The 21,369-nt window shown below is 72.0% G+C and carries 22 protein-coding genes and 3 pseudogenes; 16 read left to right on the top strand and 9 right to left on the bottom strand.

Features of this window, described 5'->3' with window-relative positions; genetic code table 11:
- The first annotated feature begins 63 nt into the window (after nt 1-63).
- The 6 genes from ACN9M0_RS01425 to ligA all read left to right on the top strand — a co-directional run bounded on the left by ACN9M0_RS01425 (nt 64) and on the right by ligA (nt 6,692).
- Nucleotides 64-1,467, top strand: coding sequence for a hypothetical protein (locus ACN9M0_RS01425; RefSeq protein WP_426402953.1), 1,404 nt, complete (start codon nt 64-66; stop codon nt 1,465-1,467).
- Nucleotides 1,468-1,642: 175 nt separating this feature from the next.
- Nucleotides 1,643-2,599 (top strand): GlxA family transcriptional regulator, encoded by a 957-nt coding sequence (locus ACN9M0_RS01420; RefSeq protein WP_366042019.1) that lies wholly within the window; start codon nt 1,643-1,645, stop codon nt 2,597-2,599.
- A gap of 130 nt (nt 2,600-2,729) precedes the next feature.
- Complete coding sequence (gap, locus tag ACN9M0_RS01415; protein ID WP_366042017.1) at nt 2,730-3,728, top strand: type I glyceraldehyde-3-phosphate dehydrogenase; 999 nt, start codon at nt 2,730-2,732, stop codon at nt 3,726-3,728.
- Nucleotides 3,729-3,972: 244 nt separating this feature from the next.
- Nucleotides 3,973-4,200: a hypothetical protein gene (locus ACN9M0_RS01410; protein ID WP_426402952.1), complete on the top strand. Its 228-nt coding sequence runs from the start codon at nt 3,973-3,975 to the stop codon at nt 4,198-4,200.
- A gap of 16 nt (nt 4,201-4,216) precedes the next feature.
- Entirely contained in the window at nt 4,217-4,588 is a 372-nt protein-coding gene (locus ACN9M0_RS01405; RefSeq protein ID WP_366042015.1) for a fic family toxin-antitoxin system, toxin component, read from the top strand.
- Nucleotides 4,589-4,625: 37 nt separating this feature from the next.
- Complete coding sequence (ligA, locus tag ACN9M0_RS01400) at nt 4,626-6,692, top strand: NAD-dependent DNA ligase LigA (protein ID WP_426402951.1); 2,067 nt, start codon at nt 4,626-4,628, stop codon at nt 6,690-6,692.
- Between the two features lie 66 nt (nt 6,693-6,758).
- Here ligA and ACN9M0_RS01395 read toward each other — a convergent pair whose 3' ends face one another.
- The 7 genes and pseudogenes from ACN9M0_RS01395 to ACN9M0_RS01365 all read right to left on the bottom strand — a co-directional run bounded on the left by ACN9M0_RS01395 (nt 6,759) and on the right by ACN9M0_RS01365 (nt 11,545).
- Nucleotides 6,759-7,553, bottom strand: coding sequence for a YqjF family protein (locus ACN9M0_RS01395; RefSeq protein WP_366042013.1), 795 nt, complete (start codon nt 7,551-7,553; stop codon nt 6,759-6,761).
- An 87-nt stretch (nt 7,554-7,640) separates the two neighbouring features.
- Nucleotides 7,641-7,793, bottom strand: a pseudogene (locus ACN9M0_RS01390) (2Fe-2S iron-sulfur cluster-binding protein); the annotation flags it as partial.
- Between the two features lie 31 nt (nt 7,794-7,824).
- Nucleotides 7,825-8,235, bottom strand: a complete 411-nt coding sequence (locus ACN9M0_RS01385; protein ID WP_366042012.1) for a nuclear transport factor 2 family protein — start codon at nt 8,233-8,235, stop codon at nt 7,825-7,827.
- A gap of 144 nt (nt 8,236-8,379) precedes the next feature.
- Nucleotides 8,380-9,090, bottom strand: a complete 711-nt coding sequence (locus ACN9M0_RS01380) for a type 1 glutamine amidotransferase domain-containing protein (RefSeq protein WP_366042011.1) — start codon at nt 9,088-9,090, stop codon at nt 8,380-8,382.
- 248 nt (nt 9,091-9,338) lie between these two features.
- The gene (locus tag ACN9M0_RS01375; protein ID WP_426402950.1) at nt 9,339-9,992 is read right to left on the bottom strand and encodes a hypothetical protein; all 654 of its coding nucleotides are present in this window, start codon (nt 9,990-9,992) and stop codon (nt 9,339-9,341) included.
- A 120-nt stretch (nt 9,993-10,112) separates the two neighbouring features.
- Nucleotides 10,113-10,316 (bottom strand): ferredoxin, encoded by a 204-nt coding sequence (locus ACN9M0_RS01370; protein ID WP_366042040.1) that lies wholly within the window; start codon nt 10,314-10,316, stop codon nt 10,113-10,115.
- 38 nt (nt 10,317-10,354) lie between these two features.
- A complete protein-coding gene (locus ACN9M0_RS01365) occupies nt 10,355-11,545 on the bottom strand; it encodes a cytochrome P450 (RefSeq protein ID WP_366042008.1) in 1,191 nt (396 codons plus the stop codon).
- 227 nt (nt 11,546-11,772) lie between these two features.
- Between ACN9M0_RS01365 and ACN9M0_RS01360 the strand changes: the two genes are divergently transcribed.
- The gene (locus tag ACN9M0_RS01360; protein ID WP_426402949.1) at nt 11,773-12,813 is read left to right on the top strand and encodes a hypothetical protein; all 1,041 of its coding nucleotides are present in this window, start codon (nt 11,773-11,775) and stop codon (nt 12,811-12,813) included.
- Nucleotides 12,814-12,880: 67 nt separating this feature from the next.
- Here the strand turns inward: ACN9M0_RS01360 and ACN9M0_RS01355 are convergent, their stop codons facing one another.
- Nucleotides 12,881-14,104, bottom strand: coding sequence for a sensor histidine kinase (locus tag ACN9M0_RS01355; RefSeq protein ID WP_426405266.1), 1,224 nt, complete (start codon nt 14,102-14,104; stop codon nt 12,881-12,883).
- Between the two features lie 233 nt (nt 14,105-14,337).
- On the opposite strand from ACN9M0_RS01355, the gene ACN9M0_RS01350 reads away from it, so the two are divergent.
- The 4 genes from ACN9M0_RS01350 (at nt 14,338) to ACN9M0_RS01335 (ending at nt 16,777) form a co-directional block, all read left to right on the top strand.
- On the top strand, nt 14,338-14,892 hold the full coding sequence (locus tag ACN9M0_RS01350) for a GlcG/HbpS family heme-binding protein (RefSeq protein ID WP_426405265.1): 555 nt from the start codon (nt 14,338-14,340) through the stop codon (nt 14,890-14,892).
- Nucleotides 14,893-14,995: 103 nt separating this feature from the next.
- Nucleotides 14,996-15,274: an ankyrin repeat domain-containing protein gene (locus tag ACN9M0_RS01345; RefSeq protein WP_426402948.1), complete on the top strand. Its 279-nt coding sequence runs from the start codon at nt 14,996-14,998 to the stop codon at nt 15,272-15,274.
- A 146-nt stretch (nt 15,275-15,420) separates the two neighbouring features.
- Nucleotides 15,421-16,281 (top strand): maleylpyruvate isomerase N-terminal domain-containing protein, encoded by an 861-nt coding sequence (locus tag ACN9M0_RS01340; protein WP_366040423.1) that lies wholly within the window; start codon nt 15,421-15,423, stop codon nt 16,279-16,281.
- A gap of 58 nt (nt 16,282-16,339) precedes the next feature.
- Nucleotides 16,340-16,777 carry a glutaredoxin domain-containing protein gene (locus ACN9M0_RS01335; protein WP_426402947.1) on the top strand — a complete coding sequence of 146 codons (438 nt, stop codon included), beginning with the start codon at nt 16,340-16,342 and terminating at the stop codon, nt 16,775-16,777.
- 51 nt (nt 16,778-16,828) lie between these two features.
- Here the strand turns inward: ACN9M0_RS01335 and sigJ are convergent, their stop codons facing one another.
- A complete protein-coding gene (sigJ, locus tag ACN9M0_RS01330; RefSeq protein ID WP_426402946.1) occupies nt 16,829-17,782 on the bottom strand; it encodes an RNA polymerase sigma factor SigJ in 954 nt (317 codons plus the stop codon).
- Nucleotides 17,783-17,929: 147 nt separating this feature from the next.
- On the opposite strand from sigJ, the gene ACN9M0_RS01325 reads away from it, so the two are divergent.
- From ACN9M0_RS01325 to ACN9M0_RS01305, 5 genes and pseudogenes are all read left to right on the top strand, one after another.
- The gene (locus tag ACN9M0_RS01325; protein ID WP_366040420.1) at nt 17,930-18,349 is read left to right on the top strand and encodes a hypothetical protein; all 420 of its coding nucleotides are present in this window, start codon (nt 17,930-17,932) and stop codon (nt 18,347-18,349) included.
- Nucleotides 18,350-18,492: 143 nt separating this feature from the next.
- Nucleotides 18,493-19,577 (top strand): annotated as a pseudogene (locus ACN9M0_RS01320) (NAD(P)/FAD-dependent oxidoreductase); the annotation flags it as partial.
- 24 nt (nt 19,578-19,601) lie between these two features.
- Nucleotides 19,602-20,183, top strand: a pseudogene (locus ACN9M0_RS01315) (hypothetical protein); the annotation flags it as partial.
- Between the two features lie 177 nt (nt 20,184-20,360).
- Complete coding sequence (locus ACN9M0_RS01310; RefSeq protein WP_366040419.1) at nt 20,361-20,552, top strand: CsbD family protein; 192 nt, start codon at nt 20,361-20,363, stop codon at nt 20,550-20,552.
- Nucleotides 20,553-20,629: 77 nt separating this feature from the next.
- A complete protein-coding gene (locus ACN9M0_RS01305) occupies nt 20,630-21,367 on the top strand; it encodes a CPBP family intramembrane glutamic endopeptidase (protein ID WP_366040418.1) in 738 nt (245 codons plus the stop codon).
- Nucleotides 21,368-21,369: the final 2 nt, after the last annotated feature.

Raw genomic sequence — 21,369 nt, 5'->3', positions numbered from 1 at the left:
GCGACGATCTGCGCGACGGCCGAGGGACGGAGCCGGGGCGGACCCGGTACGGAGGGGGAGCACGTGAAGCGCGCCGTTGTGCTGGGAGGAAGCTTCGCCGGGCTGCTCGCCGCCCGGGTCCTGAGCGACTTCGCCGAGGAGGTCGTGGTCGTCGAACCCGACCTCCTCGAAGGCGAGGGGGACGGTACGGGACCCGGCGCGCCGCACCGAGCGCAGCTGCACGCCCTGCTCGGCATGGGACACACCCAGATCGAACGCTTCTTCCCGGGCATCACCCGGGAGATGGTGAGCGGCGGAGCCCACCTCGGCGAGGGCGACCAGGTCAGGTTCTACGTCGACGGGGCGCTCAAGGCACCGGTCGCCGACGCGCGGATGCTCGGCGCGAGCCGGCCGTTCATCGAGACCCATGTACGGCGCCGCGTGAGCGCCCTCGACAACGTCAGACTGGAGCGCGCCACCGGAAGGGGACTGCTGCTCCAAGGCGGACGGGTCGCCGGAGCGCGCCTTGCGACGGTGGGCACCTCGAAGGCCGGGGAGTCGGAGGAGGTCGAGGCGGGCGAGCGCGGCGGGTACGCCGAGGGCACCGAGCACACCCCGTACAGCGAGGGCGTCGAGTACGACGTACGGGCGGACCTCGTCGTCGATGCCATGGGACGCTCCAGCCGGCTCAGCACCTGGCTCGCGGCCGAGGGCTGGGGCCAGGCCCCGGTGGACCGCATGCGCGTCGACCTCGGCTACGCCACCGCCCGCTTCGCCCGCGGCAGCGAGCTCCCGGACACGGTGATCGCCCACTCCACCCCAGGCCCGGCCAGCGACTACCAGCCGACCGTCTGCGAACCCGGGGCCCTGGCCGCCGTCGAGGGCAACGCCTGGTCCGTCGTCCTCGCCGGATACGCCGACTACCGTCCGGGGCGCGACCCGGCGGAGTTCCTCGCCCGGATGAGGCGCTGCGTCGCTCCCCTCCGCGAGATAGCCGAGCGGTGCGAGATGACCGGCGCAGTGGAGCCCTTCCACTTCCGGGAGAGCCGCCGGCGCCGGTTCACCGACCTGACGAACTTCCCCGGCGGTCTCGTCGTCCTGGGAGACGCCATGGCGACCGTGAACCCGGTCTACGGGCAAGGGCTCACCCTCGCCACGCTCCAGGCCTCCTCGCTCCACGTCCACCTGAGGTCCGGCGCCTCGCCGCACGACCCGGCCTGGGGCTACTTCCGCCGGACCGGAGTGGTCGTCGACGCCGCGTGGCAGCTCTCGACGACCGCCGACCTGGCCCAGCCGCACGTCACCGGACCGTACCCCCGCGGCTACCGGTTCCTGCGCTGGGCGGGCGACCACATCACGACGGCGTCGGTCAGGGACGCGCGGGTGAACCAGATCTACATGGACGTCGTCCACATGCGGAAGCACCCGAAGGCGCTCACCGCCCCCGGCGTCCTCGCCCGCACGGCGCGCGTCCTCCGGCAGCGCTGAACGACCGGCCGGACGTCCGACTGCCCGACCGCCCGGCGAGCAGTCGCACCGCCCGACTGCCCGCCCGGCCGACGTCCCGACCGCCCGCCCCGACCGACGGTCCGACCGGCCGCGGCGGGCGGCTTCAGGACCGCCGCTGACCAGCGAGGACGCGCGCACGCGTACCCTCGTGGACGTGTCAGCCTCACGTCTCCACCGCGTCGCCGTCCTCGTGCTCGAAGGCGCGAAACCCCTCGACGTCGGAATCCCCGCGCAGGTGTTCACGACCCGGGCGAGCATGCCGTACGAGGTACGGGTCTGCGGCGCGGAACCCGGCGTCGTGGCCGGCGGCGACGGCCTGTCCTATCAGGTCGCCCACGGCCTCGACGCACTCGCGTGGGCCGACATCGTCTTCGTCCCCGGCTACCGCCATCCGGACCGCGAGGACCCGCCGCCGGCCGTCGTCGAGGCGCTGATCACCGCCCACGACCGGGGAGCCCGGCTCGCCGCCATCTCGACGGGGGCCTTCGCCCTCGCGGCCACGGGTCTCCTCGACGGCAAGCGCGCCACGACGCACTGGCACTACGCGCGGGCGCTCGCGGCCAAGCGCCCGCTGATCCGCGTCGACGAGAACGTCCTCTTCGTCGACGAGGGCAGCATGCTGACGTCCGCCGGTGCCGCCTCCGGCATCGACCTGTGCCTCCACATCCTGCGCGGGGACCTCGGCGTGGCCGCCTCGAACCACGCGGCCCGGCGCCTCGTCGCCGCGCCCTACCGCAGCGGCGGCCAGGCGCAGTACGTGCCGCGCAGCGTGCCGGAGCCGCTCGGCGAGCGGTTCGCCGCCACCCGTGAATGGGCACTGCACCGGCTCGGCGAGCCCCTCACCCTGGAGATCCTCGCCCGGAACGCGGCGGTGTCACCCCGCACCTTCTCGCGCCGGTTCGCCGAGGACACCGGATACACGCCCATGCAGTGGGTCATGCGGGCCCGCATCGACATGGCCCGTGAACTGCTCGAACGTTCCGAGCGGGGCGTCGAGCAGATCGCCGCCGACGTCGGCCTGGGCACCGGAGCGAACCTGCGCCTGCACTTCCAGCGCATCCTCGGCACCACACCGAGCGAGTACCGGCGCACCTTCGCACAGGGGGAATAGACCGCCTCGCCGGAACCTTCGCGTGACCTTGGCGCGATACTTGCGGACCGTGGCGATCACGCCGCTGGTCGGAGCGATCTTTCCGCGCGAACCTGGGTGGCGAAACAGAAGGTCGGAAGGGACACCGCTCATGACTCGCATCGCCATCAATGGTTTCGGCCGCATCGGACGCAACGTGCTGCGCGCGCTTCTCGAGCGCGACAGCGACCTCGAGGTCGTCGCCATCAACGACCTCACGGAGCCCACGGCCCTTGCCCGGCTCCTCGCCTTCGACTCGACCTCGGGCCGTCTGGGCCGCCCGGTCACCGTCGACGGGGACACCCTCGTCGTCGACGGCCGCCGCATCAAGGTGCTCGCCGAGCGTGAGCCTTCGCAGCTGCCGTGGGCCGAACTCGGCGTCGACATAGTCCTCGAGTCCACCGGCCGCTTCACCTCGGCCAAGGCCGCCCGCGCGCACATCGACGCCGGGGCCAAGAAGGTGCTCGTCAGCGCGCCCGCGGACGGCGCCGACGTCACCCTCGCGTACGGCGTGAACACCGACGCGTACGACGCCGATCTGCACACGATCGTCTCGAACGCCTCCTGCACCACCAACGCCCTCGCGCCGCTGGCCGCCGTCCTCGACGACCTCGCCGGCATCGAGCACGGCTTCATGACGACGGTTCACGCCTACACGCAGGAGCAGAACCTGCAGGACGGCCCGCACCGCGACCCGCGCCGCGCCCGCGCCGCCGGCGTCAACATCGTGCCGACCACGACCGGTGCCGCGAAGGCCATCGGCCTCGTGCTGCCGCAGCTTGACGGCAAGCTGTCCGGCGACTCGATCCGCGTGCCGGTCCCGGTGGGCTCGATCGTCGAGCTGAACACGACCGTCGCCCGTGACGTGACCCGCGAGGACGTCCTGGAGGCCTACCGCACCGCGGCCGAGGGCCCGCTGGCCGGTGTCCTCGAGTACTCGGACGACCCGCTGGTCTCCGCCGACATCGTGGGCAACCCGCACTCGTCGATCTTCGACTCGGCCCTGACCCGCGTCGAGGGACGCCACGTCAAGGTCGTCGCCTGGTACGACAACGAGTGGGGCTTCTCGAACCGCGTGATCGACACCCTCCAGCTCCTCGCCACGCGCTGACGACGAGACGAACGGCCCGACTCCACCCGCAGGGTGGGAGCAGGCGCTGTCGCACGCCGACGCCGGTCACACCGGGTCGGCGTGCGACGCGTTTTCGGCGCGCCGGCTCCAGTCGGATGACAGGCAGCGGCCGCAACGGGCGCGCCGTCACGAGGAGATCGCACCCCCATCCGATGAGCGCCCGGTAGGAGCGCCCTCGCCGCTTCCCCTCCCGGGCTCGGCGGCGGCCCGCTACCGTGGGCGTATGGCAAGGGAAATCCGGATCGAGATCAGCGACGAGGCGTACGAGGCGCTGGAGCGCGCCGCCGCCGAGAAGCGGGTGGACGCCGAGGCGTACGCGAGCAAGGTCCTCGACGCCGATCTGACGCGGACACGGTTCCTCGAAGGGGCCCGCCAGTTCGTCGCGGATCACGGCCAGGTCTTCGCCGACCGGTTCGGCGGCCCTTGCGGCCGCGGCGCCGACGCCGCCTGAACCGGGACGGCCGCGCGTGATCCTCCAGATCGACCTCTCCTTCCTGCTCGACATCGCCCAGCAGGAGATCCCCGGCGACCCGGAGATCTCCGACTGGGGATCGCTCGAAGCGGCCCGTGCCCGCCACGCCTTCCGCGTGATGGACACCCCGGTCTACGACCAGCCGCACCACCGTGCCGCCGCGCTCCTGGAGCAACTGGTCCGAGTCCCGGCCCTGGAGCACTCCAACGAGCTGTACGGCATGACCGTGGCCGCCGCCTACCTCCACGCCTCCGGGCACCCGATCCGGGTCACCACCAAGGAGGCCGTCGACCTCGTCGACGAGGTCGTCGCCGGCCGCGCCGACGTCCGGCGCATCGCGGACGTCCTCAAGGGCTGGACGCGCTGACCGGGCGTTGTCAGTGCCCTGCGACAGGATGGTGGGCATGACGACAACGCCCGCCGTTGAGGCGCACTTCAGCCTGTCCAGCCGTGCCGCGTACGAGGGCGCGATCGAGCGTCTGCGCGACGCGTCCCGCACGTACTTCGGCGCGGGCTACAGCGTCATGGACGACGCCACGTACGACCGGCTGCGCCTGGATGTGAAGGCCTGGGAGGCGGCGCATCCCGACGACGTGGCTCCGGACTCGCCCGCCGATCAGGTCGCCGACGGCGCCGCACCCGTCGGCGACGTCGTGCACACCACCCGCCTGCTCAGCCTCGACAACGTCTTCGCCCCCGAGGAGCTCGTCGGCTGGGGCGCGTCGCTCCAGCGGCGCCTGGGGCACGAGCCGGCCGGAGGGTTCACCGTCGAGCCGAAGATGGACGGTGCGGCCGTCGCCGCCCGGTATCGCGACGGACGCCTGGTGCAGATCATCACCCGCGGCGACGGCACGCAGGGCGAGGACGTCAGCCACGTCATCGGGACGATCGTGGGGCTGCCGGAGCGGCTGGCCGTCCCCGCCACCTTCGAGGCGCGTGGCGAGGTCCTGTTCACCCAGGAGCAGTTCGAGGCGGCGAACGAGATACGGATGGCGCACGGCGGAGACGTCTTCGCGAATCCGCGCAACGGCGCCGCCGGCACCCTGCGGGCGAAGGACCGGCCCTACCGCCTCGCCATGACCTTCTGGGCGTACGGCGCGGTCGACCTCGACGACGCGGCGTTCCTTCCTGCCGGGGCCGGTCACGCCGAGACGCTGGCCGCGGTGGCGGAGACGGGGGTGCGGACCACGGCGGCGACCCCGGCCGGGCTGCACGTGGTCGCCACCCTCGCCGAGGCCCAGGAGAGGGTCGACGCGATCGCCGCGATGCGCGCCACCCTGCCGTTCGGCATCGACGGCGTCGTCATCAAGGCCGACAGCGCCACCGAGCAGGCGACGGCCGGGTACGGCAGCCGCTTCCCGTACTGGGCGATCGCCTACAAGCTTCCGGCCGTCGAGCGCCAGACCGTGCTCGAGGACGTGCTCTGGGAAGTGGGCCGTACGGGTGTGCTCGCCCCCACGGCCGTGCTCACCGCCGTGGAGCTCGACGGATCGACCGTCACGCGCGCCACCCTGCACAATCCCGCCGACATCCTGCGGCGGGACCTCCACATCGGCGACACCGTGACCGTCTACAAGGCCGGCGACATCATCCCGCGCGTCCAGGCCGCCGTCGTCGAGCTCCGTCCGCCGGGTGCCCTGCCGGTTCCCGTCCCCGGGGAGTGCCCCCACTGCGGCGGGGAGATCGACAAGAGCCAGGAGCGGTGGCGCTGCGCGAAGGGCACCGCCTGCGCGCTCGCGCCACTGATCGAGTACGTCGCGGGGCGCGACATCCTCGACATCGACGGCCTCGGCCGGAAGTACGTCGACGCGCTGATCGACGCCGGGACGGTCCGCGACGTCGCCGACCTGTTCACCCTCACCGAGGAGCAGCTCACCGCCGCCTCCGGCAGCGCCAAGCGGGGCGCGAAGCTGGCCGAGCAGATCCAGCTCGCCAAGTCCCGTCCCCTCAGCCGGGTCTTCTGCGCGCTCGGCATACCGGGCACCGGCCGCCGGATGTCCCGGCGCATCGCCGCGCACTTCGGCACGATGGAGGCCATCCGGGCGGCCGACGCCGACGCCCTGCAGGAGGTCGAGGGCATAGGCCCGGAGAAGGCGCCGGTCATCGTCGAGCAGGTCTCCGCGCTCGCCCCCGTGATCGACAAGCTGATCGCGGCGGGCGTCGGCATGACCGAGCCGCGGCAGGAACAGGCCGAGGACGCCGTCGAGGGCCCTCTGAGCGGGAAGACCGTCGTCGTGACGGGGAAGATGGCCGGTCCGCTGGACGGCTGGGGGCGCTCCGAGATGGGCGCGCTGATCGAGAAGGCCGGCGGACGCGTGGGCAGCGGTGTCAATTCCAGGACCACCTATCTGGTCGCGGCGCCGTCCGCGAACGGCAAGCCGAGTTCGAAGGCCGTCAAGGCCCAGGAGCTCGGCGTCGAGGTCCTCACCCCGGAGGAGTTCGCGACGCTGGTGGCCGCGTACCTGGACTGAGCCGCATGCCGCCGGAGCCGATGTCGATGTGGCAGGGGTCGGCGGTACGGGCGGAGGGCGGCGACGTCAGTCGCCGCCGGTCCTCGGGCGCGGCACGGACACGGTGCGCGGGAGCCGGGGCGGGCCGCTGAAGCGGACGGGAACGCCCGGCGAGTACAGCACGCTCACCGGCTCCCCGAGCGGACGGCGAAGGCCGGCCGCGGTGAGGAGGGACTCGTCGCAGTCGAGGAGGCGGGCACGGTGGAGCGGCCAGCGGGGGTGGGTGTTCGGGAGGTAGAGGGGGCGCCCGCGGAAGGAGCTGTGCATGCCCCAGCGGGCGGTCAGGAAGTGTTCGAGCGCGGTGGGCTCGTCGACCCGCTCGCCGATGTCCACACTGATCGTGCTGTGCGCCCCGCGCGGCCCAGGCCACCGACGCCTGCTGGTGTACGTCACGGTGGTGCCGTCGGTCCGGACGGTCATCCTCGACCACACGTAGGGGATGCGGAACGCCCACCGTCCGACGGTCACGGGAAGGAGGCGGGACGCGTCGAGCGAGCGGAACACCACACCGCGCCGCCCCTGACCGTCCACGGAGTACAGACGCACGTTGGTCTCCGGGAAGCTCCCGAGGTAGGGGAGCCCGGGGAGGCGGAACCAGCCGACGCGGTGCATCCGGAAGGCGACGAGGCCGACATAGGTGACCCCGTCGAGGGTGTCGGGCACGGTCCCGGCCGGAAGCAGCGGGGCCACCTCGGCCGGATCCACGGGCCAGTGCAGAAAGGCCAGGTCGAGCCAGGACTGGGTCAGCAGGGTGCGGTCCGTGCGGTGGGGAGGGTCGGCCGATATGGGTTCGGGCTCCACGGCGGGCGGCGTCTGCTGCATCGGAGCAGTATCCAGGATCGGCGGGCGAGCCCCCTCTAGCCCATCAGGTCGGGTCCCGTCGGGTTCCGTCAGGTCCCGCCGGTGAGCTCAGACGTCGACTTCGACGTCCGTGAGCGGGTAGGCGACACAGGAGTGGGTGTGGCCGGCCGGCGGGTCCGAGAGCCGCAGACGGGCCTCCTCGGCGTTGTGGACGGTGCCCTTGACGACCCGGAGGCGGCAGAGGCCGCACTCGCCCGAGCGGCACGCGGCCTCGGGGCGTCGAAGTCGCGGCTCACGGCCGGTCGGCCCCCGCCGCGCCGGCGGCTTCGGCGGCGATGCGGTCGAACTGCGCCCCCATCGCCTCGGCCAGCGCCTGCGCGGCGGAGAGCGGCCGGACCATGACCATGAAGTCGTCGATGAGGCCCTGCTCGTTCAGGTGGAGGAAGTCGCAGCCGGTGATCGCGCGGTCGCCGACCCGCGCCTCGAAGACGAGGGCCTGGTCGCGGCCGTCCTCGCCGGCCATCTCGCGGACGTAGCGGAAGTCCGTGAAGACACGGGAGACCCCACGGATGATGGCTGCGGTGATCGCCCTGCCCGCGTACGGCTTGAAGGCCACGGGGCTGGTGAAGACGACGTCCTCGGCGAGCAGGGCCTCGATCGCCGCGTGGTCGTTCGCCTCGACGGCCTGACGGAAGGACTTCATGGACATCTCCGCAGCTAGTCAACTAATTGAATAGATGAGGAGGAGGCTAGTGGCGCGGTGCACCACTGTCCAGGCCTTTGTTACGCAACTATTTGCATAGTCGCGGATGCCGTACGCGTGGCGAGATGGCGCTGCGCGACGCCGTCAGCGGGCGTCGGCAACGGCCAGCTTCTTGAGCAGCTCCGCGGCGAGCGGGGCGGACGAGGAGGGGTTCTGGCCGGTGACCAGATTGCCGTCGACGACCACGTGCGGCGCCCACGGCTCGCCGACCTGGACGTCGACGCCGGCCTCGACGAGCCGGCTCTCCAGGAGCCACTTCGCCCGGCCGGCGAGACCGGCCTGGGTCTCCTCGGCGTTCGTGAAGGCGGCGATCTTGCGGCCGGCGAAGGCGTTCGAGCCGTCGGTGTCCGTGGCGGCCAGGAGCGCGGCCGGGCCGTGGCAGACGACGCCCAGCGGCTTGCCCGAGTTCAGGGTTTCGACCAGTAGCCTGCCGGAGGTCGCGTCGACGGCGAGGTCCTCCATGGGGCCGTGGCCGCCGGGGTAGAAGACGGCGTCGTATTCCGCCGGCCGGACATCCTCCAGCTTGATCGGGTGCTTGATCTCGTCGATGGCGGCGAGCGCGGCGGCGACCTTGTCCGCGCCTTCCTGGCCGCCGTTGAACTCGGGGGCGAGGCTGCCCGCGTCGACGGTCGGGACGACACCGCCGGGCGTGGCGACGACGACCTCGTGACCGGCGGCCGTGAACGCCTCGTACGGCGCGACGGCCTCCTCGGCCCAGAACCCGGTCGGGTGCTTGGTGCCGTCGGCCAGCGTCCAGTGGTCGACACCGGTCATCACGAAAAGGATCTTCGACATGAGGGAGCTCCAGGGCAGGGCGGGCCCGGTGGGCCCGGAGTCGGGGGTGCACACACTGACACTCTGGTCCGGATGACGCTCTGCGGCGAGATCGTCAGTGCGGCGATGTCCTCGACACTAGGGGGGTGACCCATTGGTTTCCAATGAAGAAACCAATGGGTCCCATAGGAAGGTCAATGGCTGAGCAGGGAATACGCGCTCGCCCGGGAAGCTCGGTGAGGACCGTGGTGCCCCGGTTGTTCGGCTGTTCATCGGCCGGGCCGGGAACGCGCCGGTGGCGCCGGTTCCGGCCCGGCCAAGGCCCGGGCGAGGGCGGCGGAGACGGCAACCGCGTGGTCGGGCAGGACCCGGACGGCCCATTCGGCGGCCACTCCGAGGAAGTCGACCAGGTCCTGCTCCGCCGCGTCGAGAAGGCGGCGCAGTCGGACGACGGGCAGTTCGATCACCGGACTGTCGTCCCGCTCCGCGTCGACGGTCAGCCGAACGTCGTCCCCATGGCGTTCGGCGAAGGGTGAGGGGTCGTGGCCGAAGGAGGCCCAACCGTCTCCGTCGAGGACCTCGGACCAGTCGCGCCGCTCGTCCAGGCCATTGCAGCAGCCGGGAAGCAGGGTGACGCCGGTACTGGTGTCGGTGATGCGCAGGCCGCCGGACGCGAAGAGGTCGTCCATCGTGAGCAGGCCGTGCAGAAAGCTCCCGAGGGGGTCCGGCGGCCGTGCCGCGCGGTCCTCGTCCTCGGGGTCGAGGTCGTTGCAGGCGGCGATGCGCATCACCGCCGTACCGACCTCGACGTCGTCGAGCGCGCCGCTGAGCGGCAGGAAGCCGTACGGCGCGGACGCGGAGATCGGCCAGAGGGTGAAGCCGTCATGGGCGCGGAGCTCCAGGACCGGCTGGACGAGGATCATCTGCGGAGTGTGCGGCATCGCCTGCCCGTGCCGCAGGCCGGTATTCACGGGCAGGGCGCGGCACCGCCGCTGTGGCGGTGCCGCCTCCTCATGCCCTTCGGGGGGCTCTCGTCGGCAGGCTCACGATCCGTCGGCGAGGTCGTGGAGGGTGATCGCCTGTACGGGGCAGGCGCGGGCCGCCTCGCGGACCAGCGTTCCGGTGCCGTCCTCCCGGCCCGGCACGACCGTTCCGAAACCGTCGTCGTCCTGGGTGAAGACGTCCGGGGAGGTCAGGGCGCACTGCCCCGCGCCGATACAGACGTCCGAATCGATCGAGACCCGCATGCGCACCGCTTCCTTCGCCATGGTCCGTGCCGCTCCTCTCACCATGTGACGGGGAGTTCGAGCATCCCCTGGATCGTGTCGCCCGGTTTGAACGGGATCTCCTCGGCGGGGACCGCCAGCCGAAGCCCCGGCAGCCGGCGCAGCAGTGTGCCGAGCGCGATCTCCAGCTCGGCGCGGGCGAGGTTCTGCCCGAGGCACTGGTGGATGCCGAACCCGAAGGCCACGTGGTGGCGGGCGGATCGCGCCCAGTCGAGGGTGTCCGGATCGCTGTACGCGGAGGCGTCCCTGTTGATGACCGAGGTCGAGAAGACCACGCCCTCGCCCGCACGGATCACCGTCCCGGCGACCTCGATGTCCTCGCGCGCGACCCGGAGCAGTCCGTCCGCGATCGACAGGAACCGCAGCAGCTCCTCCACAGCGGTGGGCACGAGGCCGGGATCCGCCCGCAGTTCGGCCAGCCGCTCGGGGTGTCGCAGCAGCGTGTACGTACCCAGCGAGATCATGTTCGCCGTGGTCTCGTGTCCCGCGACCAGCAGGATCGTGGCGAGCTGCACCAGCTCCTGGCGTTCCGGACCGCTGTCTCCGGACCCGCGCGCCACCAGGTCGTCGAGGACGCCCTCGCCGGGCTTCCGGCGCTTGCGGTCGATCAGGTCGCCGAGGTAGCCCTCCAGCTTGGCCAGAGCGTCCTCGGTGTCCGCGCCCGTCGGGCCGCGCAGCAGCCGCCGCGACTGCTCCTCGAAGAAGTCGTGGTCCGCGTACGGCACGCCGAGCAGGTCGCAGATGACGATCGAGGGCACCGGCAGCGCGAACGCGCTCACCAGCTCGGCCGGCGGTCCCTGCGCCTCCACCGCGTCGAGGAGCCGGTCCACGGTCTCCTGGATGCGGGGCCGCAGGCTCTCGGCGCGCTTGAGGGTGAAGCTCGGGATCAGCCGCCGCCGCTGGGCGTTGTGCTCGGGGTCGTCCCAGCCGAGCAGCGCGGCGCGCCGGCGCCTGCGCAGGGCCATGGCGCGTTTCGTCGGCAGGGGGAAGCCGTCACGGGTGGAGTCGGTGGACAGGCGCTGGTCCGCGAGGAGCGTGCGGGCGGCCGCGTGTCCGGTGACGAGCCACACCGGCCTTCCGTCCCACAGGGAGACCCGCGACAGTGGGCGCTCCTCCTCGGTCCGGGGATAGGCGGTGGGCGGGTGGTAGGGGCAGGTCCGGTCCTGGGGGAACGCCACGGCTTTCGTCATGGGGGCCTCGCTAGGGGCGAATCGGTGGCAGGGACTGTGGTGCCGTCTCCACTACATGCCTCAGGCACCTATCTGGTCTACGCACAGTTCGGCCATTCCACCGGAACGGGCGCGGCCATCCGGTGGGTGACCTCATGAGGGATTCCATCCGCTCCGGATAAGCGTCGACCGAGGTCGTCCCCCTGTGCCGGCCGGCCGACTGGCGGGTGTACTTAGACTCGCCCGTCGTGGAAGAGATCTTGAGACTTGGCGAGATCAGCTGCCCCTCGGGGGTCCTGGTCGTCATCGACGGCGGCCATCTGGGGCTGTGGAGTGGCGAGCGGTCGCCGGCGGAGACCGACCCCGCGGTGCTGGGGGTCGAGGATGCGGCGATGGCCGCCGACGTACGCGACTCGGTCGACTTCGCCGTGGTCGGGCCCGATGCCTCGGCAGCGGCCCGCGGCTTCGGCCGACAGCCGGGCGACATGCTGCACGACATCCCGGCCTCCCGGGTGGCGGAGCTGGAAGCCGTGTTCGCCGAGCACTGCCGGACCGCGGGGATCGATGCCCGCCTGGAGGCGATGCCCCGCCGTGAACCGCACGCCCAGCGGGCGCGGCGCACGGCCGCCGAAGGAGGCGGCGGCTTCCTGATGTTCGGGATTCCTGTCGTCGCGGTGGGAGGAGTGCCCCGCGATCGCCGTCTGCCGGTGCTGGCTTCACGCGTCGACTTCGGTGACGGCATCGGCCCTCGGTGGTCCGAGATGCACGTCCGGATGAGCGAGGCTCGAGCCGCGTCCACGGTGCGGCTGGGTGACATCGGCGTCGACTGGGCCCGCGTACTGTTCGGCGATGCCGACGCCCTGAACGACTGGCAGCACGACGAGCCCGTGGACGGCCTGGCCGATGTCGCCTTCTGGGGCGCGGCCGAGGAGGAAGCCGCCGCCGTGTTCGGAGCACCGCGACTGGGCGAGCCCGGCGAGGACGGTGTCCACGGATGGGTCGGGCTGACGCTCCCGGAGGCGATCGAGAAGGCTCGCGCCGTGCAGACCTGGAAGGAGGAGAACGGACTGCGCATGATGGTGGACTTCCGGCCCCACTCCCACCACTGGCATGTCATGCGACAGGTCCGCGCCTCCGAAGTGGGGTCCGGAACCGTGGACATCGGCGACGCCCGACTGCTGTGCGCGATGACGAGCTGGGGCGACGGCTACTTCCCTGTGTCGGCCGACCTGGATGCCACGGGCGCCTTGGTCGCGGTGCGGGTGAGCTTCTCCGGAGCGGGCGAGTAGCTGCTCCGCCCGGCCTGCGGCGTCAGAGGTGGCGGCGGTGAGGAGCGCGGCGACGACGGGGTGGCGGTCAGGAGCGCGGTGACAGCGGGATGACGGCGGTCAGGACCGTTCCCTCGCCGGGTGCCGATTCGACGGTGAGCGCACCGCCGAGCTGCTGGGCCCGGGCGCGCATGGCGGGCAGGCCGTGGCCCCGTACGCCTCCTGGCTTCTCGACCGGATCGAAGCCGCGGCCGTCGTCGGCGATGTCCAGGACGACCTGATCGTCCAGATGGCTGAGGGTGAGGGCCGCGGTGCCGGCGTCGGCGTGCTCCCGGATGTTGGCCAGCGCGCCCTGGGCGATCCGCAGCAGCGCCGCCTGTACGCGGTCGGGGAGGGCGGCGGCGGGTGTGCCGTCCTGGTGGAATCGAACCCGGAGGGTGTCGGAGGACTCGCGGTCGGCGAGGGTGCGCAGCGCCTCGTCGAGGCCGCCGCCCCCGGCGAGGTCGGCCGGCGCGAGGTCGTGGACGAAGCGGCGGGCCTCGGCGAGGTTGTGTTCGGCGATCGACTCGGCCGTACGGATGTGGCGGCGCGCGGCGACCGGGTCGGTGTCCCAGAGCCGGTCGGCGGCCTGAAGCAGCATCTGCTGGCTGGACAGACCCTGCGCGAGCGTGTCGTGGATCTCCATGGACAGCCGCTGGCGCTCCGCGAGGGTCCCCTCGCGGCGCTCGGTCGCGGCCAGTTCCCGCCGGGTGCGGACGAGGTCGGTGATGACCGTCCGCAGCCGGTCGGCCTGCCGCTGGGAGTAGAGGAAGACGGCGGTGGCGACGGCGGCGCCGGCGAACGGGGCGAACATCAGGTTCGGGTCGAAGCCGAAAGGCAGCCGCAGTTTCAGCTGCGCGGCCACCACGCACAAGGTGATCAGCCCGACCAGGATGATTGCGGACCGGGTACGCAGGGAACGCAGGCTGGTGTACAGGAGCGGCACGACGCACCAGCCGAAGCTCGGCGCGAGGACCACCAGGGCGAACCACACCCCGATGACGGCCGCGAGCCAGAGCCTGGAAGCCGTACTGGGAGGAGCGCCGCGTCCGTCGGCCTGCTGAGGGCCCAGCACCGGACCCAGGACGTACAGCAGGGCCAGTACGACGGCGAGGACGATCACCCAGGGGGTGCTGCGGGCCGCGGGGTGGACGATCAGATACCGGGTCAGCGACGAGCACAGCAGGACGAAGAACGCCACGTGCATCACGGTCGCGAGCCAGCCGGCGTCCGGGTCGGCCGCCTCCGTGTCGATCGGCGACCGCCTGTCCATCCGCACCGTCCACTCCTCGCCGCCGACCGTTCTCCCAGGGCCCAGGCTATCCGGACGTATTTGTTCCGCATCGACCGATCGGTTGACCCCCGTGTCGTCCGCAGGGCGCGCCGGCCGGAGCCTGTAGGCCGACCGGTGAGGGGCGTGAGCGCCACCAGGATGGATGTCAGAGCGGGAACGCAGAGCTTCCCGAAGCCCCCCTGAGGGGGTCGATGCCCAAGGAGCTGATGATCGTGAAGACGATGACCCTGCGCACCCGTGTCCTGACCGGTACCGTCGCCGCCGGCGCGCTCGCCGCGGGCCTGTTCGGCACTGTCTCCGCGAACGCCGCCGCCCCGGCCGCCGCTCCCGCCGCCGTCATGGCCGACGCGGTGGACAAGAACACGACGGAGTCCACGCACCTGACGATCGAGGCCGCCACGAAGGCCGCGCAGGCGACGCTGGACGCGGCCGAGAAGGAGAACCAGCGGGTCTCCGTCGCGGTGGTCGACCGCAACGGCAACACCCTCGTGACCCTGCGCGGCGACGGCGCCGGCCCGCAGTCCTACGAGTCGGCCGTGAAGAAGGCGTACACCGCGGTCTCCTGGAACGCCCCGACCTCCGAGCTGGCCAAGCGCCTCACCAACGCGCCGACCCTGAAGGACATCCCCGGCACCCTCTTCCTCGCCGGCGGCGCCCCGGTGACCGCCAAGGGCGCGCCGATCGCGGGCATCGGTGTCGCCGGTGCCCCGTCGGGCGACCTCGACGAGAAGTTCGCGCAGGCCGGCGTCGCCTCCCTCGCGAAGTAACACCCCCTCAGACCCCGGCGGTACCCGGCCCCCCGTCCGGGTACTGCCGGTCTTCTCGCCGCGGACCGCTGCGGACCGACCGTCACGGACATGGAGGAGCAGCATGGACGACCGCAACAGCCGACTGCTGACAGCCGCCCGCCGGGGCGACGCCGACGCGGTCCGGGCCGCCCTGGAGGCGGGCGCCGGGGTGGAGGCCCGTGACGAGGAGCTGCGTTCCCCGCTGCTACTCGCCTCGCTCGGCAACCACGTGGAAGCCGCGCGGGTCCTCGTGGAAGCCGGCGCCGACCCGAACCTCGCGGACGCGGACGGCGTCACCCCCCTGCGGCACGCGCGACGACGTGGCTTCGACGGGATCGCGGCCCTGCTCGCATCCCACTGAGAGCGCGCTGAGAGCGCACCGAGAGCCGCAGAGGGCCGCAGAGGGCCGGCCGAGGGTCCGCCGGGAACAGCCCCCGTGCGGAGACCTGTCGCGCCGGTGCTACCAGGCGGTAACCTGCGGGCCCGTCCGCAGCATGGGGGAGTGGTATGGGCACCGTCACGAGCTTCGATCCCGTCACCGAGCACACGAGGACACGCGCCGCCCTGGGCGCCGCGATCCCGCGCCTGGTCCGGCTCCTGCGCGGCGTACCCGACCTGGACGCGGCCTCCGGTGTGCCGGTGTGGACGGTCGGCGACGTCGGCGCGCACCTCGCGGCCGTGTACCTGGCGTACACCTCCCTCGCCTCCGCCGACGACTCCACGGACTGGGACGGCCTCCTCCCGCCGGGCGACCCGTCGTTCATCGAACGGATCACCGCCATGAACGCCACGTCCATCGGCCTCGTCACCGGCGGCGAGCGTGCCCACCTCGGCGACTTCCTCGCCGAGCGGGGCGAGACGTTCCTGCGGGTCACCGAAGGACTCGCTCCCGACACCCCGGTCGCCGCGCCCTGGTACGGGCAGGACGTTCCCCTCACGCTGGCGACGGTGACCGGCCTCATGCTGAGCGAGACCCTCGTCCACGGCCTGGACATCGCGCGCGGAGCCGGACTCCCGTGGCACATCGGCCCGGACGAGGCCCGCCTGGTGCTCGGTCAGTCGATGCCGACGATGATGGTGGCGGCCCTGGACACGGCGAAGGCGCGTGGTGTCGGCATCGCGTTCGACCTCGTGGTCAAGGGCGGACCGCGCCTGGCGGTCGTCGTCGACGACGGCACCATGACGGTCACCCGCGACGCCCCGCCGCGCGCCTACGACTGCAGGCTCACCGTGTCACCCACCGCGTTCCTCCTCGTCTCCTTCCGGCGCACGCCGATCTGGAAGGCGATCGCCCGCGGCCAGATGCGCGCCGGTGGCCGCAGGCCGTGGCTCGCCACCCGGCTCGGCCAACTCGTCGCCGCGCCCTGACCTTTCAAGGCGAGCCCGGCCCCCGCTCGGCCCTCTCTCGTCGGTAGCCTGCGTCATCATGATGCGTGCTTGGATGTTGCCGATACTTCTCGTGCTCAGCGGCTCACTCGTAGCGGCTGGGGTGTTCGCCAAGGGCGACCCCGGTGAAGCCGTGGTGCTTCTCCTGCTGTTCGTGCTGCTCGCGGGCGCGCACTCGCGGCTCGTCTTTCCGAGGCCGGTCAGCGCACCGGAGGCCCAGCGCCGCAGCGCGGTCGACGGCCGGCCGATCGTCTACTGGCGGCCGGGTTGCCAGTACTGTCTGCGGCTGCGCATCCGGCTGGGCCGCAACGCCCGCCAGGTGTACTGGGTGGACATCTGGCGCGACGCGGACGGAGCGGCGGTCGTGCGGGCGGCGAACGACGGCAACGAGACCGTGCCGACGGTCGTCGTGGCGGGCCGCCCGTTCGTGAACCCCGATCCCGCGTGGGTGCGCGAGAAGCTCTCCCCCTCCGAGTGACGGGCGGCGGCAGCCCGGCCGCCACGCCCGCCGTCCGTTCCAAGAGCCAGGTCAGATCTGCCCGTCCTCGGTCCACGGACGGAGTTTCTCGGGATTGCGGACCGCCCAGATGCGGGTGATCCGGCCGTCGGCCAGGTCGAACGCCGCCACCGTCACGGTGACGCCGGCGTTCTGGGCGACCAGACCGGGCAGGCCGTTGACCGTCCGCTCCAGGAGCGTGAGCCCGGGGGCCTTGTCGGCGATGTGGATGAGGTACTGGGCGATCAGCTTGCTGCCCTCGACCGGACGGAGCACGGTGCCGACCAGGCCGCCGCCGTCGGCCGTCATCGTGGCGTCGGGGTCGAGCAGGTCGACGAGGGCCTTGATGTTCTTGGCCTCCCACGCCTCCTTGAAGTCCCGTACCAGGGCGGCCTGTCCGGTCGCCGGTGCGGCCGGGCTCGTCTCGGCGCGGATCCGTCGGCGGGCCGAGGACGCCAGCTGCCGGCAGGCCGCCGGTGACCGTCCCACGATGTCGGCGACCTCGCCGAAGGGATACCGGAAGACGTCGTGCAGGATGAACGCCACGCGTTCGGCGGGCGTCATCGACTCCAGTACGACGAGGAACGCCATGTTCACCGATTCGTCCAGGGTGACCCGGTCGGCGGGGTCGGCCGGCTCGGACCGGTCGCCGTCCGCCCGCACGCTGGACCACTCCGCACGGTCGGGCAGCGGTTCGGGTATCCACGTCCCGACGTAGCGCTCGCGCCGGACCCGCGCCGAGCCGAGCATGTCCAGGCAGACGCGGCCGGCCACCGTCGTCAGCCAGGCCCCGGGCGAGTCGACGGCCTCCCGCTGCCGCGGCGACATCGCGTACCAGCGGGCGTACGTCTCCTGCACGGCGTCCTCGGCCTCGGCCAGTGAACCGAGCAGCCGGTAGCCGAGGTTGATGAGCCGGCGCCGCTCGCCGACGACCACGCTCAGATCCGGTTCGGACCGGTCGTGCCCGGGCTCGGTGGGGGTACTCATGTGCGCGAATGCTCCCTGTTTCTGCGGTTCTTCTCGGCCGAATCGGATCTTGGGCCGTCGACGCCTCACATTTCACGGGCCTGCGTCGTCGGAATGATCGAGACACTACCGAGTCACCGCCGCGAGGCAGAAGAAGAGGACCGAGTCATGGCCACCACCACCGCACAGACCACGGCAGTCCGGGGCAGCAGCCGCACGTTCCTGCAGGTCTCGATCGCCCTGCAGACCCTGACCCTCTTCTTCCAGGCGTCCACCGCCGGACTGCTGCTGTCCTCGTCCCACGGCGAGCTGCTGCACGGCATCGGTGCGCGCGTGATGTACGGGGCGACCATGCTGTACGTGCTGGCGGCGGTCCTGGCCTGGCGGCCGGGAGGCGGCTCGCCCCGCCCCATCCTGTACTCGACGGGCTTCCTGGTCCTCGCCTCGCTCCAGGTGGTGCTCGGCGTCGCCCACAAGCCGGCCCTGCATGTCCCCCTGGGTGTCCTGATGTTCGGCCTGAGCGTGCTGGCACTGGGGCAGATCCTCTCCACCCGGTGGCAGGGCCAGTCCGGCACGCGCCGACTGTAGTTCTACCTGGTGGCGTTGACCTGCATCGATGCGACTCCACCCGCGTCTGACCTGCGCGGATGAGTCTCTGTGCGCAGGTGGTCGCCTTCGGGGCGGGGCATGGCGGGTACGAGCTTCGCGATGCCGAGCAGGCCGCTCACGCCGAGCCCTGCGAACCGTACGACCGGCCCCGCTGTCCAAGGGGGTGCTGCTGGGCAGGGCGCGCGCCGACCGTACCGCGCTGCCCCGGCTCCGATCCGTCGACGCGACCTGGCGGCTGGGCGTTCCCGCCGCCGGCCTGGACATGGCCGCGAGGAGCGTGCGGCTGGCCGACGGCGACGAGGTGCCGTACGACGGCTGCTGATCGCCACCGGTGTCCGGGCGCGGCCGTGGCCGCGCGAGGAGGAGGCGGAACTCGACGGCGTCTTCGTGCTGCGGACCCGCGAGGAGGGCGCCGCGTTCGCCCGGCGGCTCGACGAGGGACCCGAACGCGTCCTCGTCATCGGGGGAGGGTTCGCCGGCTCGGAGGTCGCCTCCGCCTGCCGCGAACGCGGCCTCCCCGTCACCGTCGCCGAAACGAGGCGCCGCGCCCCTGGTCGGCGCACTCGGCGGGGTGGTCGCCGCGGTGGCCGCCGACCTCCAGCGCGAGCACGGTGTGGACCTGCGGTGCGGGGTCATGGTGACCGCTCTGGAGGGCGACGCCTCGGGACGGGTGCGCGCCGCGCACCTTTCCGACGGCTCCACCGTGGAGACCGACGTGGTGGTCGTCTCGCTCGGCGCCCTCCGCAACACCGAATGGCTGTACGGTTCCGGGCTCGGGGCCGGCCCCCGCGGCATCGCCTGCGACGCCGGCTGCCGGGCCTTCGACATCCGCGGAATCGTCACCGACGACATCTACGCCGCAGGTGACGTCGCCCGCTGCCCCCACCCCCCGTCGATGGCGACGGAGATCCTGATCTCGCAGGGCTCACTGGACAGCCGCCGCTTCGTCGGCGTCTACGGATACCAGGGGCGCGTGATCGGTGCCGTCTCCTTCGACCACGGCCGGTGGCTGCCTTTCTACCAGGAGCTCGTCGAGAGGACCGCGCCGTTCCCGCGGAAGTTCCCCACGGTCGACCGGCACGCGGACGGACAACGGCCGATGGACGCGGACTTCCCCGACCCGTCGGTCCCCAGCCACGGCCCCACCGTGCCCCTCAGCGGATACTCGCCGGCCGACCGCCGGATGACGTTCACCCCCGCGCACTGACCCGCACGGCCACAAGAACCTGCCATGACGCAAACCCTGCTGCACCAGATCCTGGACTACGCCAACCGGGCCGACCCGTACCCGGTCTACGAAGAGCTGCGGAAGACACCGGTCCACCACGGGACCGACGGGCCGTACGTGATCAGCACCTCCTACGAGATCCGCAGCCTTCCGCGCGATCCCCGGATCAGCTCCGACGCCCGCAACCTGGCTTCCGGCAGCGCTGACCCGCTGGCCGAGCCTGCCCCTGAGGAGAGCGCCCTGCCGCCGAGCTTCCTCCGGCTCGACCCGCCGGAACACGACCGGATGCGACGCATGACGAACCGGCACTTCGGCCCGCCGCACTCCCCGCACCGGGTCGACGAAACGCGCCCGGAGCTCCAGGACATCGTCGCCGGCCTCATCGACGGCCTCGGCGACCCGGGCCGGATCGACCTGAGCTGCTTCGGCGCACCGCTCGCACGACTGGAGGCCCGACTCGCCCTGTCGAAGCTGGCCCGGCGACTGGAGAACCCACGTCTGCTGGACGACCCGCCCCCGTACCGCCAGAACGCCGTACTGCGCGGTCCGCGCCATCTGCGGATCGCCCGCGACGGGATCCGACCCCAGGGTGCGTCTTGTCGATCAGGCCGGGCGCGCTGCGCTGACCTGCTGTTTCCCGCGTACGCGTGGAGGGCCCCGCGCGGTCCATCGGGGAGGCTCCGGTGCTCACCGCCGTAGGACAAGCACTCTGCCGCGCCGGAACCTACCGTGGACCTTGGGAACCGAGCCCACGGAGGGACGATGGACAAGAACACGGCCATGGACATGGCGAAGGCCCGATTCAAGGAGATCACCGGCAAGCTCACCGGTGACGAGCGTCGTGAGACCGAGGGGAGAACGGACCGGGCGAAGGTCAAGATCCGTCAGAAGATGGAGAGCATCCGCCACCGTGCCGAAGGCATCAAGGAGTCGCTCAAGCACGACCGTTCATGACGTACGCACTCGGCGTCGTGTCAGCGGGGGAGAGGTGAGGCGACCCGACGGCGCAACCGAAAGACGGAAGTACTCCGATGCCCTCCCGTGATCCGGATGATGCCGAGCGGCGATGGCGCGGGCCGATCGGCACCTGGCCGGCCGTGGTGCTCGTGGTCGCCGTTCTCGTCGCGGCCAATGTCCTCCTGCACCAATGGACCGGGCCGATCCGCCTGGTGGCGGCCGTCGCGGTCAGCGTCCTGCTGCTCGGTGTGCTCCGCTGGGCGGGCGGCACCCTGGCGGACGCGGGCCTGGCGCCCGGGACACTGGCCCGCGGAGCCGGATGGGCCCTGGCGCTGACAGGGCTGGTCGGAGTCGTCTACGCCGTCGGAGCGCTGCTCCCGGCCACCCGGTCGCTGTTCGAGGACCGGCGGTACGACGGGATGACCGGGGGCGAGTTGATGACACGCGTTCTCGTGGTGGTGCCCGTCGGCACCGTCCTGGTGGAGGAGATCGCGTTCCGCGGAGTCCTGTACGGACTGGTGTGCCGGGCCCGTGGGGCGGTCTGGGCGACCGCCGTGTCAAGTGTGCTGTTCGGCCTGTGGCACGTCCTGCCGTCCCTGCACCTGGCGACCGCGAAGCCCGTGCTGACCTCGGCCTTCGGGGGCTCCGTGCTCGGCTCCGTCCTCGCCGTCATGGGCGCCGTACTGTTCACGGCCCTGTCGGGCGTCCTGTTCTGCGAACTGCGACGCCGCAGTGGCAGTCTGCTGGCCCCCATGGGGCTGCACTGGGCGGTCAACGCGCTCGGCTACGTCGTCGGCTTCCTGCTGCGCTGACC

This window comes from Streptomyces sp. R-07 (assembly GCF_049913175.1).
Taxonomy (GTDB): Bacteria; Actinomycetota; Actinomycetes; order Streptomycetales; family Streptomycetaceae; genus Streptomyces.
Note: the sequence above shows the minus strand (reverse complement) of the source record. Positions and strands in the feature narration are given on the sequence as shown.

Bases quoted from the DNA above. Each gene is read 5' to 3' on its own strand.
- ACN9M0_RS01395 (WP_366042013.1), bottom strand. From the start codon at position 7,553: ATGCAGCAGACGCCGCCCGCCGTGGAGCCCGAACCCATATCGGCCGAC.
- ACN9M0_RS01310 (WP_366040419.1), top strand. From the start codon at position 20,361: ATGGACAAGAACACGGCCATGGACATGGCGAAGGCCCGATTCAAGGAG.
- ACN9M0_RS01370 (WP_366042040.1), bottom strand. From the start codon at position 10,316: ATGCGGGTCTCGATCGATTCGGACGTCTGTATCGGCGCGGGGCAGTGC.
- ACN9M0_RS01365 (WP_366042008.1), bottom strand. From the start codon at position 11,545: ATGACGAAAGCCGTGGCGTTCCCCCAGGACCGGACCTGCCCCTACCAC.
- gap (WP_366042017.1), top strand. From the start codon at position 2,730: ATGACTCGCATCGCCATCAATGGTTTCGGCCGCATCGGACGCAACGTG.
- ACN9M0_RS01375 (WP_426402950.1), bottom strand. From the start codon at position 9,992: ATGATCCTCGTCCAGCCGGTCCTGGAGCTCCGCGCCCATGACGGCTTC.
- ACN9M0_RS01340 (WP_366040423.1), top strand. From the start codon at position 15,421: ATGGGCACCGTCACGAGCTTCGATCCCGTCACCGAGCACACGAGGACA.
- ACN9M0_RS01345 (WP_426402948.1), top strand. From the start codon at position 14,996: ATGGACGACCGCAACAGCCGACTGCTGACAGCCGCCCGCCGGGGCGAC.
- ACN9M0_RS01335 (WP_426402947.1), top strand. From the start codon at position 16,340: ATGATGCGTGCTTGGATGTTGCCGATACTTCTCGTGCTCAGCGGCTCA.
- ACN9M0_RS01325 (WP_366040420.1), top strand. From the start codon at position 17,930: ATGGCCACCACCACCGCACAGACCACGGCAGTCCGGGGCAGCAGCCGC.
- sigJ (WP_426402946.1), bottom strand. From the start codon at position 17,782: ATGAGTACCCCCACCGAGCCCGGGCACGACCGGTCCGAACCGGATCTG.
- ACN9M0_RS01385 (WP_366042012.1), bottom strand. From the start codon at position 8,235: ATGAAGTCCTTCCGTCAGGCCGTCGAGGCGAACGACCACGCGGCGATC.
- ACN9M0_RS01305 (WP_366040418.1), top strand. From the start codon at position 20,630: ATGCCCTCCCGTGATCCGGATGATGCCGAGCGGCGATGGCGCGGGCCG.
- ligA (WP_426402951.1), top strand. From the start codon at position 4,626: ATGACGACAACGCCCGCCGTTGAGGCGCACTTCAGCCTGTCCAGCCGT.
- ACN9M0_RS01380 (WP_366042011.1), bottom strand. From the start codon at position 9,090: ATGTCGAAGATCCTTTTCGTGATGACCGGTGTCGACCACTGGACGCTG.
- ACN9M0_RS01355 (WP_426405266.1), bottom strand. From the start codon at position 14,104: ATGGACAGGCGGTCGCCGATCGACACGGAGGCGGCCGACCCGGACGCC.
- ACN9M0_RS01410 (WP_426402952.1), top strand. From the start codon at position 3,973: ATGGCAAGGGAAATCCGGATCGAGATCAGCGACGAGGCGTACGAGGCG.